Source organism: Caldimicrobium sp. SLHALR3 (assembly GCF_058692735.1).
In genome coordinates, this window is sequence record NZ_CP182484.1 from 402,665 (window position 1) to 417,559 (window position 14,895).

At 34.3% G+C, this 14,895-nt stretch carries 14 protein-coding genes, 1 tRNA gene and 1 other RNA gene; 2 read left to right on the forward strand and 14 right to left on the reverse strand.

All coding sequences use genetic code 11. The annotated features are described in order from the left end of the window. Positions 1–77 precede the first annotated feature (77 nt). Together ACLGLP_RS02180 and ACLGLP_RS02185 are read left to right on the forward strand one after the other, a co-directional pair. A complete protein-coding gene (locus tag ACLGLP_RS02180) occupies positions 78–575 on the forward strand; it encodes a PocR ligand-binding domain-containing protein (protein WP_492113303.1) in 498 nt (165 codons plus the stop codon). 90 nt (positions 576–665) lie between these two features. Next, a complete protein-coding gene (locus tag ACLGLP_RS02185; protein WP_492113304.1) occupies positions 666–2,417 on the forward strand; it encodes a glycosyltransferase family protein in 1,752 nt (583 codons plus the stop codon). Between the two features lie 2 nt (positions 2,418–2,419). Here ACLGLP_RS02185 and ACLGLP_RS02190 read toward each other — a convergent pair whose 3' ends face one another. The 14 genes from ACLGLP_RS02190 to ACLGLP_RS02255 form a co-directional block, all read right to left on the reverse strand. Continuing rightward, a complete protein-coding gene (locus tag ACLGLP_RS02190) occupies positions 2,420–3,235 on the reverse strand; it encodes an ATP-grasp domain-containing protein (protein ID WP_492113305.1) in 816 nt (271 codons plus the stop codon). 1 nt (position 3,236) lies between these two features. Next, a complete protein-coding gene (locus ACLGLP_RS02195) occupies positions 3,237–3,512 on the reverse strand; it encodes a hypothetical protein (protein WP_492113306.1) in 276 nt (91 codons plus the stop codon). A gap of 14 nt (positions 3,513–3,526) precedes the next feature. Next, positions 3,527–4,951 (reverse strand): M48 family metalloprotease, encoded by a 1,425-nt coding sequence (locus tag ACLGLP_RS02200; RefSeq protein ID WP_492113307.1) that lies wholly within the window; start codon positions 4,949–4,951, stop codon positions 3,527–3,529. A gap of 23 nt (positions 4,952–4,974) precedes the next feature. Further along, a tRNA-Sec gene (locus ACLGLP_RS02205) sits at positions 4,975–5,070 on the reverse strand. A gap of 12 nt (positions 5,071–5,082) precedes the next feature. Beyond that, positions 5,083–5,180, reverse strand: an RNA gene (gene ffs, locus ACLGLP_RS02210) — signal recognition particle sRNA small type. A gap of 45 nt (positions 5,181–5,225) precedes the next feature. Continuing rightward, complete coding sequence (locus ACLGLP_RS02215; protein WP_492113308.1) at positions 5,226–5,849, reverse strand: histidine phosphatase family protein; 624 nt, start codon at positions 5,847–5,849, stop codon at positions 5,226–5,228. 89 nt (positions 5,850–5,938) lie between these two features. Further along, complete coding sequence (gene cydB, locus ACLGLP_RS02220; protein WP_492113309.1) at positions 5,939–6,964, reverse strand: cytochrome d ubiquinol oxidase subunit II; 1,026 nt, start codon at positions 6,962–6,964, stop codon at positions 5,939–5,941. An 11-nt stretch (positions 6,965–6,975) separates the two neighbouring features. Continuing rightward, on the reverse strand, positions 6,976–8,322 hold the full coding sequence (locus ACLGLP_RS02225) for a cytochrome ubiquinol oxidase subunit I (protein ID WP_492113310.1): 1,347 nt from the start codon (positions 8,320–8,322) through the stop codon (positions 6,976–6,978). A gap of 67 nt (positions 8,323–8,389) precedes the next feature. Then, a complete protein-coding gene (locus ACLGLP_RS02230) occupies positions 8,390–8,836 on the reverse strand; it encodes an RrF2 family transcriptional regulator (RefSeq protein ID WP_492113311.1) in 447 nt (148 codons plus the stop codon). Positions 8,837–9,021: 185 nt separating this feature from the next. Beyond that, positions 9,022–10,119, reverse strand: a complete 1,098-nt coding sequence (locus ACLGLP_RS02235; protein WP_492113312.1) for an ABC transporter permease — start codon at positions 10,117–10,119, stop codon at positions 9,022–9,024. Between the two features lie 2 nt (positions 10,120–10,121). Continuing rightward, the gene (locus ACLGLP_RS02240; RefSeq protein ID WP_492113313.1) at positions 10,122–11,270 is read right to left on the reverse strand and encodes an ABC transporter permease; all 1,149 of its coding nucleotides are present in this window, start codon (positions 11,268–11,270) and stop codon (positions 10,122–10,124) included. Further along, positions 11,236–12,924, reverse strand: coding sequence for an ATP-binding cassette domain-containing protein (locus ACLGLP_RS02245; protein WP_492113314.1), 1,689 nt, complete (start codon positions 12,922–12,924; stop codon positions 11,236–11,238). Before ACLGLP_RS02245 ends, ACLGLP_RS02240 begins: the two co-directional genes overlap by 35 nt. Further along, positions 12,909–13,844 (reverse strand): HlyD family secretion protein, encoded by a 936-nt coding sequence (locus tag ACLGLP_RS02250; protein WP_492113315.1) that lies wholly within the window; start codon positions 13,842–13,844, stop codon positions 12,909–12,911. The genes ACLGLP_RS02245 and ACLGLP_RS02250 overlap by 16 nt, the downstream gene beginning before the upstream one ends. Then, positions 13,841–14,893, reverse strand: coding sequence for a histone deacetylase family protein (locus ACLGLP_RS02255; RefSeq protein WP_492113316.1), 1,053 nt, complete (start codon positions 14,891–14,893; stop codon positions 13,841–13,843). The genes ACLGLP_RS02250 and ACLGLP_RS02255 overlap by 4 nt, the downstream gene beginning before the upstream one ends. Positions 14,894–14,895: the final 2 nt, after the last annotated feature.

A 14,895-nucleotide genomic window follows, 5' to 3' on the forward strand; every position in this document is an offset into this window, starting at 1 on the left:
TATTTTTTAATAGATGACAATTAACATGTTCAATCGGGATTGGCAAACATCAAAAATATAGGTTCAGGGAGGGGAATATGAAATTGACAGATATTTTACCAGTTGAAAAGTGGCAAGAATTTGCTAAGGAGATCCATGAGAAGTATGGCATAAATGCAAATGTGTATGATGAAAAGGGATTTATAATTCATCCTAATGTAGGGTGGGCAAATAAAATTTGCCCTTTGATTAAAAGCAATCCTCAAAGTGTGGTAATCTGTGCTTCAGCTCAACAAAATATGATGAATCAAGCTAAAGAAAAAAGAACTCCGGTTTTAGAAGAATGTGATGCAGGATTTAGCAAATTTGTAATTCCAATTTTTTATAAAGATGATTTCTTAGGCACAGCAGGAGGATGTGGTTTCTTATTAGAAAAAAATAAGTTGGAAACATTTTATATAGCTAAATTGTTAGGAAAACCGGAAAAAGAAATAGAAGAACTCGTTTCAACGGTTAATACATTTTCTAAAGAAAAAATAGAAGAAATTATTGAGTATATGAAACAAAAATTGGAAAACTTCTTAAGTAGGGTCTAACATTAACCAATATCTTCATATTAGTCTTCTAATTAAAAAATTTATCAATTATACTGTACGCACATATAAAATTTGTGGTAAAGTTGGAACATGCGCATAGCTATTCATGTAACTCATGAAGCTTTATATAAAATCGGAGGAATAGGGGAGGTAATAAATCAACTCTGCACTTCTCCTTCCTATCTTTCTTTTTTTGATAAAACTCTTCTTTATGGACCACTTTTTGAATACATAGGTTCTGCAAGCACAAGATTAGGAAGGGACGGAACGGTCTTTTATTCAAGCAAAGATCCATACGATACCAAAAATTTTAGTTTTCTTTTTAAGTCTATTCTTGAAAAGCATAACATCCATATAGTTTATGGAGAGAGAAAAATCGTTAATGAACTCAATCCTCAAAAGAGTTCTACTGTAGAAGTATTGTTAGTTGATGTAACTAAAATGAATAAAAATGTGGTTAATTACTTTAAATATCTTTTCTGGGAAAAATTTGGTCTTTCTTCTGATAGATATGAACATGACTGGGATTTTGAACAGTATTTTAGACTGGGAATTCCCTATTATGAATTAATTTTAGCTTTATATCCCTTTGCAAAAGAAATTTTTCACTTTTCTCACGAATACATGGGGATTCCTTCCCTTTTAAGTTTAGAATTGCATCCCAATTTTAATCCTAAGATTCATAAAAGGATTTTCTATGCCCACGAGGTTGCACCTGTTAGAAGAATTGTAGAAAATTTAGGTGGAGGAGACATCAGTTTTTATAATATACTTAAATTTGGTAGAACAAACAATCTTTCCTTGGAAGAAATATTTGGATCGCAAGAGGATTGGTATAGAACTCCTTTGGTAAAACTTGCTAAAAGGTTTGATAAAATATTTGCAGTAGGAGATTGGGTATTAGAGGAATACGAGTTTTTGTGTCCCGATACCCCCAAAAATAAAATTTCAGTAGTTTACAACGCCATCTCTTTAGATCACCATACCTTTGAAGAAAAATTAAAATCTCAAGAAAAAATTAAACGAAATTTAAAAACGAGGTTTGATTTTCCTGAGATAGATATAATCATTACCCATGTATGCAGATTGGTTAAAAGCAAAGGCATCTGGAGAGACTTTATTCTTTTGCATTATTTAGACAAACTTTTTGAAAAAAATAATTTATACGGAATTTATATACTTCTTTCTACTTTAGTAGTGGGAGGAAGACCTATTCATGAAGTAGAAAAAATGGTGAAAGAATACCTTTGGCCATTAGAACATAGGGAAGGCTGGCCAGACCTAATCGGATATGAAATAGAAATATATAAATGGGTAAAAAGATTTAATGAGACTTCAAAAAACATAAAAGCCATTTTCATAAATCAATTTGGTATATCAAGAAGATTATGTCCTACTCTTTTTACAGAGGAAGTTGAAACTCGTGATTTAAGAATTGGGGCTGATATTGAACTTGGAATGTCTATTTATGAACCTTTTGGTATTGCACATATAGAGGTTTTGCCCTTTGGAGGTTTTTCCGTGCTTTCCACTTCCTGTGGCGTCTCATTTTTCTTAGAAAAGGTCTTCGAAAACAAATTTAAACCCTATTTTTCCTTAGATTTTATCTCACTTGGTAAAAATTTTTCCTTAGAATCCCTTAAAAACCTTACTGAAGAAAAAAGACTTGCTCTTGAAGAATGTTGCATAGCTAATAACATTTCTTCCATATTTGAAAAAATACCAAAAACTATTAAAGAAAAAGAAAACTTCTTTAATAACCTTACAAAAGTAAAAGATAAACTCAACTGGGACCATGTCATAAAAACTTATTTTATTCCGCAGATAAAAGATTTGTCTTAGACTTAAGAAGTTAAATATTCTACAGGACTGTATTTTTTCTCCCAGATTTTAAAAAACTCTTGATGAATTTTTTTAACTGTTTCTTCATAAGCCTGTTGACCGATTTTTGCTCCCTTTATCCCGCCTTTAAGGTTTATTTCCGAAAGATAGGGTCCTTCGTTTCCCACATAAATCAGATCTAAGTGAGCATAAGGGAAATTTCCTCTTTCCATTACTTTTTTACAAAATTCTATTTCTTTTTTGCTAAGTTTATATTCCCTTGCGGTTCCTCCCAAAAAAAGATTTTTTCTAAAGTTATAAGGATTTATTCTTTCATAGGCTTCTATGTAATATTCTCCGAGAATAATCACCCTTACATCTCTTATATTTTCAAAAAAGGGTTGTAAAACGAAAGGGAAAGGTAAAACTGAAGTCCCTGCAACATTATAAATTTCTTCCAAAGAATTCCAAAGTCTTACTCCCAAACCGCAATTTGCCTTGTCATCCTTAGTAATAAATTTTTGAAATTTTTCTTTTAGTTTGGAAAGCTCGGAAATAGCTGAAAGTAGGCTATTTTTATCACGAATAGCATAAGTATGGGGTAGCATGAAAGTTTTTAAAACCTCTGCTTGAAGAGTTTTTGAGGTGCTAAGAACTTGGGATAAAAAGGAAGGAAAGGCAGTAACCTTTCTATTTATCAAATCTATTATTAGTCCAAGTTCCTCCCTTTTTAAAGGAAGCCTTATTCCTATAAGATCCCCTTCCTTAAATTCGTGAAAGTGCCGTTTAAATGCCTGATAGCTAAGAACTATGTAGTTGGGACGCAAATCTTTAGCCACTCTAATATTTCTTTTTAAACTGTGTTAGGTCTGCATTACAAACCCCGCAGAAAAACTTCACAGGACCAAGAACTTCCACCTCTTCTTCTATAGGCTCTAAGGTGCCATCTGAACTTTGAATATAAGAAATCAAAATGGCTGCATTTTCTATTACCTCGTAAAATTCTTCGCTATTATTGCAATAAGGACACACTATTTTTTCTTTATATTCTATGCTAAAAGGTTTTTTTATTCTTATTTTATGAGTTCTCACAGAACCTACATTTTTTTCTGCCATCTACACTTTCCTCCTTAGTCTTCCTTTTCTAAGTCTTTTATAATTTTTTTTATCTCATTATACATTTTATCTTTTTCAGACAAAAAAGAAAGGGCTTTTTTGTAATGAAAAAGGGCTGTTTTGTAATCTCCTTTTAATTCGTAATATCTTCCAAAATAAAAATGAGACTCTCCATCCTTATTTATTTTTGAACAAAGTCTCCCAAAATGAAAGTAAAAATAGGGGTCATTCTCCAAAATTTTATTTTCTTTTAATTTGTTTAAAATTTCGTAGGCCTGGAAATACTGATAGGTTTCTGACATTGCCATTGCTTTTAAGTATTGAACTTTTAGATAGATTATCTTTTCAAAAATTTTATCGGGATTTTCGGGAAGATTGATGTTTTCAAGGATTTCTAAAGTTTTTTGATAATTTCCTGAGTTAAAATACATCTCTGCAAGATCTATTAAAAAGTAAGGTCTTTGTGGTAGTTCCTTTAAAGCTATTTCCAATTCAGCTATAGCATCTTTGAAAAATCTTTGTTGAGCTAAAGAAAGAGCCAGAGCATATCTAATCCAGGGATCATCTTTAACTTTTAACTCTTCTCTATATCTTAAGACCAGATCTGCTGGGTCTTTAGAAATTACATTAGCTCTAATAGCAAGTCTTTTAAAGTAATAAGGATCAGAGGCTATAAGATCTACAGAAGTTTTATTCATTCCGTATTTACTTGCCAAGTTAATTAAATAATTGAGCCTTTCCTGAGGTAAGGGATGGGTTAAAAGGTATCTGTAGTTAAGTTCTATAGCAAAATTGCTTTTTTGAGAAAGTTTTTCCATTATTTTTACCATTCCCCAAGGGCTATACCCTGCTTTTGTTAGAATCTCAAAACCAGTTCTATCTGCTTCCTCTTCATCAGCTCTGCTATAGGCTAAAAGTTTGGTTTCTGCAAGAGCTGAAGAGGTAATACCAACAGCTTCTCCTGCCTTTCCACCACCTAAAAGAATAGCAGCAAGGGTGGCAGCAGTAATTGCCACTTGCATTCTTTTTATATCTTCAAGTCTTCTTGCCACATGTCTGCAAATATTGTGCCCCATTTCGTGAGCCATTATCCCTGCAAGTTCTTCTTCAGATTCTATGCTTTCAAAAATCCCAGAATTAAGAAAGATATATCCACCTGGGACAGAAAAGGCATTAAAAGTATCATCCTTTATAAGGTAAAATCTGAAATCAAAAGGGGAAAAACTAATCCCTTTTTCTTTAAGACGATTCCCTATACTGTTTACATAGGCTACAAGCTCTACATCTTGGATAAATTCTACTTTTGTTGAAAGTTCTTGAAGGACTTTTTTACCGATCTTTTCTTCTTCAGAAAGGCTTATTAGGGCATAACTAAACTGCTGAAATAAAAAGATAGATATAAATGTGTAGATAAGAACTTTTAATAAAAGTTTTTTCAATTTCTAAATTTTTTAATTATATTTGGCGGAAGCGTGTGGGAATTGAACCCACCCACCTCTTAAATTAGAGGTGCACCGGGTTTGAAGCCCGGGAGGGGCACCAGCCCCCTTACGCTTCCGATCATAAAAGGGGCTATTGGGATACCTGTGGCACCCGGAGAGCCTGGCTACCGTTGCTCCCTTTCGGGCCTGGCGGGGTTCACCAGGATCCGTCGCACAGGTCCCAATAGCCTAAATAAAAATATAATACCTTTTAAACTTTTTTCAAAAATACCTACCAGTAAGATTTCTCCATCAACTCCCCTATCTCCCCTGAATCTACATTAATTCCACGAATCAAAAAATTTCCGTCATCCCAAAGCGTAATTAAAACACCCTTTAAATGATAAACCTCAAATGCAAAGAAAAAACGACTTTCAAGAGATAAAAGCTCACATAAAAGTGCCCTTATAAAACCTCCATGCGTAAAAATTACATACAATCCCTCTTCCAAAAATTTTAATTCCTCCCAAAACTTCTTGGCTCTTTTTCTTAGGTCCTTTATAGATTCTCCTTCTGGAGGAGAAATATCCTCATTTTTAAATCTCTCCCAATAAAGTGGCTCTTTGTAAACCTCTTCTCTTAATCTTCCAGTCCAAATTCCATAATCAATTTCTTTTAATTCCTCTCTTATAAATAGCGGAACTTTCTTTTTCTCTGAAAGAATCTTGGCAGGAAAGAGGGATCTTATCAAGGGGCTTGAAAATACTGCTTTTATAAAATACTGAGAAAGTGCTTCTGCCACTTTTAAAGACCTAAGTTTACCTTCTTCAGAAAGAGGAACATCAAATTGTCCGTAAAATACTTTTCTATATTCCTCAGCAACCTGCCCGTGTCTTAAAAAGAAAAAATCTTTCATTCCTCAAAATCCTTTATTTTTCAAAAATAATATCCTGATTGAAAGCAAAAACAAGAGGTGGAGGGGAACCCCCTCCATTTAAAAAGAATTTAATAAGAAGGTTTTTCTCCAGAAATTCTGTAAGAAAAGATTTTGTATGCCCAAAAAGTATAAACAAGAACAATGGGAACAAAAATAACTGCAACGATGGTCATTATCTTTAAAGTTAGAGGACTTGAAGAACTATTGGTTATGGTTAAGTTGTAAGCTGGATTGATAGAGGAGGGTAAAAGATTGGGGAAAAGACCAGCAATTCCCCATGCTGTAAAAAATACGATGCTTAAAGCTGACATTAACCAAGCTTTAAAATAGTCTTTTCTATGAATAAAAACAGGAATAAGTATGTAAAATAACACAACCAAAAGAGGAAAAACCAAAAGAATAGGAGCTTTCATATAGTTTTGCCAAAGATTAGTAACAACATAGGAAGCTACCCAGAAGATAACTACTAAAATTAAGCTTATTGCCCAGAGTTTCTTTGCCAGATTGCCAGCTCTTTCACTTAAAGGGTCTTCTGTTTTAAAAGCTATCCAGAGGGCACCGTGAGTTGCAAAGCAAGATAGGAACAAAAGTCCTCCAAGAATTCCATAGAAGTTAAGAAGACCAAGGAGATTTGTATGAAGAATTCCCCTTTCATCAATGGGAATTCCTCTAAAAATGTTAGCAAAGGCAACACCTAAAAGGATGGGAGGAAGAATGCTACCTAGAAAGAAGGCAACATCCCACAGCTTTTGCCAGGAAGGACTTTCGTGCTTATTTCTGTATTCCACTGCAATTCCGCGAATAATCAGAGAAAACAAAAGTAAAAGAAGAGGTGTATAAAGGGAACTAAACATAATGGCATAAGCTGTAGGAAAGGCTGCAAAGGTTGCTCCACCTGCGGTGATTAGCCATACCTCATTTCCGTCCCAGAAAGGACCTATGGCTTGATAAATGGCATTCTTTTCTTTTTCATCTTTACCAAGAACATAAAAAAGAGAACCTGCTCCCAGATCAAAGCCATCTAAGGCAAAATATCCAGCCCAGAGGACTCCCCATAGCATAAACCAGATTATTTGAAAAATGTTCATTTCCATGGTCTCACCTCCTAATAAAGGATTTGTTTAGCGAATTTAGTTGAAGTAATTACTTCTGCAGGCTCTGGTCCTTTTCTTGCATGATAAGCTATTAGCCAGAAGCAGATAATTCCAAGAATTCCGTAAACAATTATAAACGCAGGGAAACTTACTCCAATCTGAACTGCAGAAATGGGAGAGACGGCATCTTCGGTTTTCATAACTCCATAAACAATCCAAGGCTGTCTTCCAACCTCAGCAACTATCCAGCCAAGCTGTGCTGCAAGATATGGTAAGGGAATGTTTAAAATAAGTATCCTTAAAAGTCTTGAACTCTCTTCAGGATTATTGCGTTTTAAGTAAGCAAGAATAGAAAGAAGCCCAAAGAGAAACCCAAGTCCTACCATTATTCTAAAACTCCAGTAAGTTAAAGCAACAGGTGGTCTTTCTTCTTTTGTCCACTCTTTAAGCCCCTTTACCTCTGAATTAGGATCATGGAAAGCCAATAAACTTAAAACCTTGGGAATTTTCCCTATTTCCACTATATTTCTTTCGTTTTTCTCATCCGGGATAGCAAAAAGAATCCAGGGAGCTCCTTTCTCAGTTTCCCATAGTGATTCCATAGCAGCAAGCTTTGCAGGCTGAGTTTTTGCAACCTCTGCACCATGAATGTGTCCCTCAACTATAAGGTAAAGGCTGAATATTAAAGTCCAGATAGCTGCAACCTTAAAACTCTTTTTAAAAAGAGACAATTCATTTTTTCTCAATAGGTGCCAGGCTGATACTCCAAGAACAAAAAATCCTGAAAGGACATAGGCTGAGGGAACGGTGTGAAGAAATTCCCACCAGGCAAAGGAATTGGTAAGAACTGCGGAGAAACTTTCAAGCTCTGCTCTCCCGTTTCTAATTACATAACCTACAGGGTGCTGCATCCAGCCATTGGCAAGAAGGATCCAGAGTGCTGAAATATTTGAGGCAATGGCTGTAAGCCAGATGGCAAGAGTGTTTATTTTGGGACTTAATCTATTCCAGCCAAACCACCATACAGCAGCAAAGGTAGATTCAAGAAAAAAGGCAAGAGTTGCCTCAATGGCAAGGAGGGGTCCAAATACATCTCCTACATATTGAGAGTAAAACCGCCAGTTTGTTCCGAACTGAAACTCAAGGGTTATTCCTGTAACCACTCCAAGCCCAAAATTGATTAGAAAGAGTTTTCCCCAAAAACGAGCAGCCCTTTTATAATCTTCATCTCCAGTTTTTAACCAAAGAGTTTGAAAAATAGCTGTTAAAAAGGAAAGTCCAAGTGTTAAAGGCACAAAAAGAAAGTGAAACATTGCTGCTGCTGCAAATTGTAGCCTTGAACCTAATAGCACATCCATTTTTTCACCCCCTTAAGTTATTTAAATTAGTTCACTTAGTTAACTTTTTTATAAAAATTTTTAATCTTCATTTTTGCTTTACAATTTCTTTATCTATCCAGCGTTTATTAAGTTCCCTATCCAATTTGACAAGTTTAGCAAAATCAACTTTTAAAAGGTCTCTAAATCTTTCGTTTATCTCTTTCCAGATATAGTTTACAGGGCATACTCCCTCTCTTGGACAAAAACCAGGAGTGCTTATACACTTATTTATAGCAATTTTCCTTGTAAAACTTTCTATAACCTCAAGCAAGGTTATTTTCTCTGGAGCTTTCTTTAACTTATATCCTCCCTTTTTACCTCTGAAGATTTCTACTATTCCTGAAGCTTCAAGCACTTGTCCTATTCTTGCCACGAGATTTAGCGGAATAAACATGGCTTTGCTAATTTCAGAACGGGTTACAATCCTTTGAGGCTCTCTTGCAAGGTAGAGAACCATTCTAATAGCATAATCATGAATAAGAGTAAACTCCATAACTTAACCTTAAAGTATACATTTTTGATTCACTTTTATTTTTTTTATTATTACCAAAGTTTAAAAATTTGTCAAGAGAATTTTTTTAAATTTAATAGGTTTTTTTATTTAGAATTGGTTTTAATTGATTGCAAAAATTTATCTGTTTTGAACAAAGTAAGCTTTTCTGAATTTATATCAATTTTTTATTTGGCAAAACTCTGTCTGAATTTAAGGGAGGAAAAGATTAAAAGCAGGGTTCCAATTAAAAGTATTCCTAAAATGTCCTTCAAAACATACTTTAACCCATTTCCCTTTAACAAAACTCCGTATCCAAAATCAAGAAAATACCTCATAGGAGAAAGAAGACTTAAATATCTTATTAGGGGATGCATGGCTTCTGGCGGACTCCAGGCACCTGAAATCATAAGCATAGGAACAAGTATAGCAATTATTACCATCATAGCTTGAGAAAGATTTTTAACCACTGTTGCTATGGCTATTCCAATAGAAGCCATAGTAAAGATGTAAAGTACTTCTCCGAGAAAAAATAGTAAAATGCTACCTCTTAAAGGAACTTTAAAAACACCTTTTATCATAACAAAAAGGCTTATTAATGAAAGAAAACCTATCACTACAACTGTAGGAATTATTTTAGCAAAAAACACTTCCCAGCTTTTAACCGGGGTGACAAGAAGCTGTTCTATAGTTCCCTGTTCTTTTTCTCTAATCAGTGCTGCAGATGTTATAAGAAGAGAAACCATGGTAATCATGTTGAAAAGTTCAAGCAAACTCATAAACCAGGAGCTTAAGTTATTAGGATTGTAAAAAATTCTCGTTTTCTCCTCTACCATCGGAAAAACTGATACATCAACACCTTCCAAAGAGAAATCCCTTACAATTTTAGCTACATAGGAAATAACCATAGTTGCTGTCATAGAAATAGTCCCATCAATGATAACCTGTACTTTTGCCTTTCCCTTATCAAATTTTCTTTTAAAATCTGAGGGAATAATAATTGCCATTTCTGCTTCACCTTTATCAAGTTTTTCAAGAATCTCTTTTTCTGATTCAACAAAACCTAAGATTTTAAAATAGGGGGCTCTAAATCTGCTTATAAGCTCTCTACTTTCTGGAGTTTTGCTTTCGTCTTTAATAATAGTAGGAAATTTCTGAACCTGAAGAACCACCCCTTTTCCTGCGGTATAAATAAGTATGGTAAAGGCATAAAAAAGAATAAATATCAAAACTTTATCTCTAAAGAGCTGTAAAAATTCTTTTCTCAATAAAAAAAGGAGCCTCATATTTAGCCCACTTTCTTTTTGAAATTAAGTATAGCTAAGGTGTAAACCAAAAGAGAATAAACAATTAAAGAGAGAAAGTCTTTAAAATAAAAGCTAAGTCCCAATCCTTTTAAATACATACCTCTTACAATACCAAGAAAATAGGTTGCTGGAATGACCTTGCTAATTATCTGACCACTAAATTCCATACTACTTACAGGATAAAGAAATCCTGAATAGAGATAAGAAGGGATAATAGTCGTTACAAAGGCAATAAGCATAGCTGTAACCTGGGTCTTAGCAAAAGTTGAAATTAAAATCCCAAGACCAACAGTGGTAGAAATATAAACAAGGCTTCCCAAAGAAAGCTCCAAAAAACTTCCCTTAAATTCTGTTTTAAATAGAATTACGGTAATTAAAAACAATAGGAGATAACAAAAATAGGAAACCACTAAATAGGGTATAGCTTTTCCTATGATTATTTCCCAAGGTCTTGCTGGGGAGACATAAAAGTTTAAAATACTACCAAGCTCTTTTTCTCTTACTACCACTAAACAGGTAAGTAAAGTCGGGAAAAAACAAAGAATAACCACGAGTTCTCCTGGCATAATAAAATTTTCGCTTTTTAAAGCTGGATTATACCAGGCTCTCATTTCAACTTCTATTTGATTCTTCAATTTTAGCCAGGGAAAATATTCTTTTAAAAGTTTCTGGTTAAAAAGAGCATTAATAGTAGAAACATATCCCTTTATAATTTCAGCTCTGCTTGGATAGGTTCCATCAATTAAAATTTGAACCTCTGCCTTTTCTCCTTTATAAATCTTTCTTGAAAAATCAGGAGGAATTACAATTATAGCCCTTATTTCTCCTCTTTTTATAAGCTCTTCAGCAAAGCTATAGTTCTCACAAAGTTTGTAAAACTTAAAATATTCAGAATTAACGAAAGCGTCTATATACTCTCTACTGAGCTTGCTTCTATCGTAATCTATGAATACTACAGGTATATTTTTAACATCAAGAATTAATCCATATCCAATGAGGATCAAAATCACTACAGGGACAACACCTATAAAGATTAGATAAAGCCTATCTCTTAAAAGCTCTGAAAATTCTTTTTTTATTATGCTTAAAAGCCTTCTAAACATGGGATTCAGATTTTTTAATAAAGTCAACAAAAACTTCCTGAAAGGGAATATCTCTTTTATCTATCTCAAAATCTGAGATACCCTTTTCCATGAGTAGCTTAGAAATTTCCTCTTTAGTAATCTCGGGCTTAAAAGTTCTTATAAATATTTTTCTTCCATAAAGTGCGATTTCAGGAAAAATTTTTTCAAGCACTTCATAGGCTTTTCTAAAATCTGAAACTTTTACTTGAAGAAGGGCTCCTGAAAATTTTTCTGATTCTCTTTTAAGTTCTTCAGGTTCTCCAAGAGCAATGAGTTTTCCGTGATTCATAAGAGCAAGACGATCGCAATTTTCTGCTTCATCCATGTAGTGAGTAGAAACAATAACGGTAGTTCCTTCTTGAGAGAGTTTATATATGAGCTCCCAGAAGGCTCTTCTTGCAACAGGATCAACTCCTGAGGTTGGTTCATCAAGAAAAAGAATGGAGGGCTTGTGAAGTATAGCGCAGGCAAGTGCAGTTCTTTGTCTTATACCAAAAGGCAAGTCTTTAACCAAGTAATTCTTAAATTCAGCTAAACCCAATTTTTCAAGAAGCTCACCAAAGTTCTTATCTCTTACTCCGTAAAGCCCTGCATAAAGTTTTAGATTTTCAAGGACAGTAAGATCGCGGTAAAGAGAAAATCTTTGAGACATATAACCTATTTCATTCCATATTTTGGCTCTTTCTTTTTTTACACTAAAGCCTTTCATATAGATTTCTCCTTCTGAAATATCAAGAAGCCCGCACATCATTTTTATAAGAGTAGTCTTCCCAGCTCCGTTTGGTCCAAGAAGTCCTAATATTTCCCCTTTTTTTATTTCAAGGCTTACTCTATCAACAGCTTTAAAACCATTAAAATACTTGCTTACTTGCTCGCAGATCAGTATAGCCTCTCCAAATTTTTCTCTTCTTTTTGGAAGATTTTGAGGTTTTTCTCCTATAATTCTTTCAATAAAAGTCTTTTCAAGGTTTGAAATGTTTTCTGGCAAATCCTCAAGTAAAATCCTTCCCTCGTGAATGAGAGCTATTCTATGACATCTTTCAGCCTCATCCATATAAGCAGTGGTTAAAAAAACCGTAATTTCCCTTTCCCTTACTAACTGATGAATAATTTTCCAAAAATCGTATCTTGATAGAGGATCTACTCCTGTTGTTGGTTCATCAAGAAGAATTATGTCAGGAAGGTGAAGAAGAGTGAGAACTAAAGCAAGTTTTTGTCTCATTCCACCTGATAAAGCTCCTGCAGGTCTGTTTAAAAAAGGCTTTAATCTCGTTATTTCAAGAAGGATTTCTTTATTTTTCTCAAAGGTCTTTTCAGGAATAAGTCTTAGATCTTTGAAAAAGTTTATATTTTCTTCAACTGTCAGAGTATCATAAAGGTTTAAGCCAAGTCCTTGAGGCATATAGCCAATAATTTCTCTTGTTGCTTCAGGATTTTTCAAAACATCAATACTTTTTATAAATACCTTTCCTGAGGAAGGATTTAGAATACCTGCAAGGATTTGAATAAGGGTGGTTTTTCCTGCTCCATCAGGACCAATAAGTCCAAAAACCTCTCCTTTTTTAACTTGAAAGGTTATGTCTTTTAAAGCTTGAATCTTTTTGTAAAATTTTGAAACTCCTTCAACCTTTATATAGGTTTCTTCTAAGGGCGTATCCATTCTGCCTTTGGATCAACTTTTATAACCACATCAGCAGGCATCCCTGGTTTTAAAAGTTCCTCCTTATTATCAACAGAAACCTCAGCTCCAAAAACAAGCTTTACCCTTTCTTCCTTTGTCTCCACATTTTTGGGAGTGAATTCTGCTTGTTCGTAGATTCTGGTAACTTTTCCCTCAAAGTAGCGATCCTTATAAGCATCTACATAAACCCTTGCAGGACTTCCAAGTTTAATTTTCCCGAGATCTGGCTCAGGGATGTAAACCTTTACATAAAGCTCCTGAAGATTGACCATGGTGTAAAGGGTTGTGCCAGGGTTTACTACTTCTCCTTCTTCAACAGGTCTTGAAAGAATAACCCCATCAGTTGGAGCATAGATTTTTGTTTCTTTATACTGAACCTCTATCTCTTTTAATTTTTGAAGAGCTGATTTGTATTTTGCCTCTGCTTGAGAAATAAACTTTTGATTTACTTGATACTCTGCCAAAGCAGATTTGTAGTTTAACTCTGCAAGCTCAAAATCCCTTTTTGAAACCACTCCCTCTTTATAAAGTTTTTCAAATCTTTCCAAATCTCTTTTAGTCTGTTCTAAATTAGTTGCTGATTTCAAAAGATAACTTTCGGCAAGAAGCTTATTTTGATAAGCTGCAGAGACCTCTTCTTTTGCACTCCTTAATTGAGCTAAAAACTCATCAGGACGAAGTTCAGCTAAAAGCTCTCCTGCCTTAACTCTATCACTTTCTCTTTTGTAGAGCCTTATAATTCTTCCTTGAACTTTAGAAGAAATGTTTATTTCTCTTCCCTCAATTCTTCCGTGTAGAATTATAATCCCTTTAGGAGTCTTTTTTAATTTCAAAATCTGGGTATATATTGCTAAAGCGCCGAAAGTAAGAATTAAAAACAAAATTAAAAGTTTTCTCATATTTCCCAATACCCCTTATATCTTAAAAGATCTTTAAGTGGATGCAAAACTTTTTCCTCTATTCTTTTTACCTTTTCTGTAAAAGTAATCTCCTTAGAAATCTCTTTTACTCCCAAAAAGACAAAAATCAGATTAGAAACACTTTCGGCAAGATTTACTAAATCATAACCCCCTTCTAAGGTAAAAAGTATTTTTCCTTTACAGGTTTCGTCGGCAATCTCTTTTAAAATTTTGGTTAAAGCTGGGATCCCAAAATTAGGAGTTACTTCCATTGAGCCAAGAGGATCGTTTTCACAGAGATCAAAACCTGCTGAAACCATAATAATTTCTGGTTTAAATTGTAGAGCTATAGGCTTTAAAATTGTTTCAAAAATGTAAATGTATTCTTCATCTCCGCAGTAGGGTGGAAGGGGCACATTAATAGTAAATCCTCTTCCCTCTCCAGATCCAATTTCTGAATAGTGCCCTGTTCCAGGGTAATAAGGATACTGATGAGTGGAAAAATATAAAACTTCTGGATCTGAATAAAAGCTTTTTTGAGTTCCATTTCCGTGGTGTAAGTCCCAATCCACAATTAGGATTCTTTTAAGATTATAGTAATATTTGGCATAATAAGCTCCTATAGCAATGTTATTAAAAAGACAAAATCCCATGGCTCTGTCTCTTTCTGCGTGATGTCCCGGAGGTCTAACGAGGGCAAAAACTCCATCATAATCCTTTTCAAAAAGAAGTTTTAAGGCTGTCTTTTGAGCTCCAACTGCTCTAACTGCAGCGTCAAAGGAGTATTCATTGGTTGCTGTATCTGGATCAAGCTGAGTATAAGGTTTCCCCTTTGTTTGAGCAATAAGATTGTATAGGTATTCGCTGTGATTCCACAAAATTTCTTCCTTAGTAGCTATATCAGGAGAAAAAACCTCTATATAAGGTTTGAGGTCTTCTTTTTGCAACCTTTCCCAAATTGCCTCAACTCTTTGAGGAGCTTCAGGATGAAAACTCCCTGGATTGTGTTTCAAAAATATTTCATCATAAATTATGGCAAATTTTTTCATCT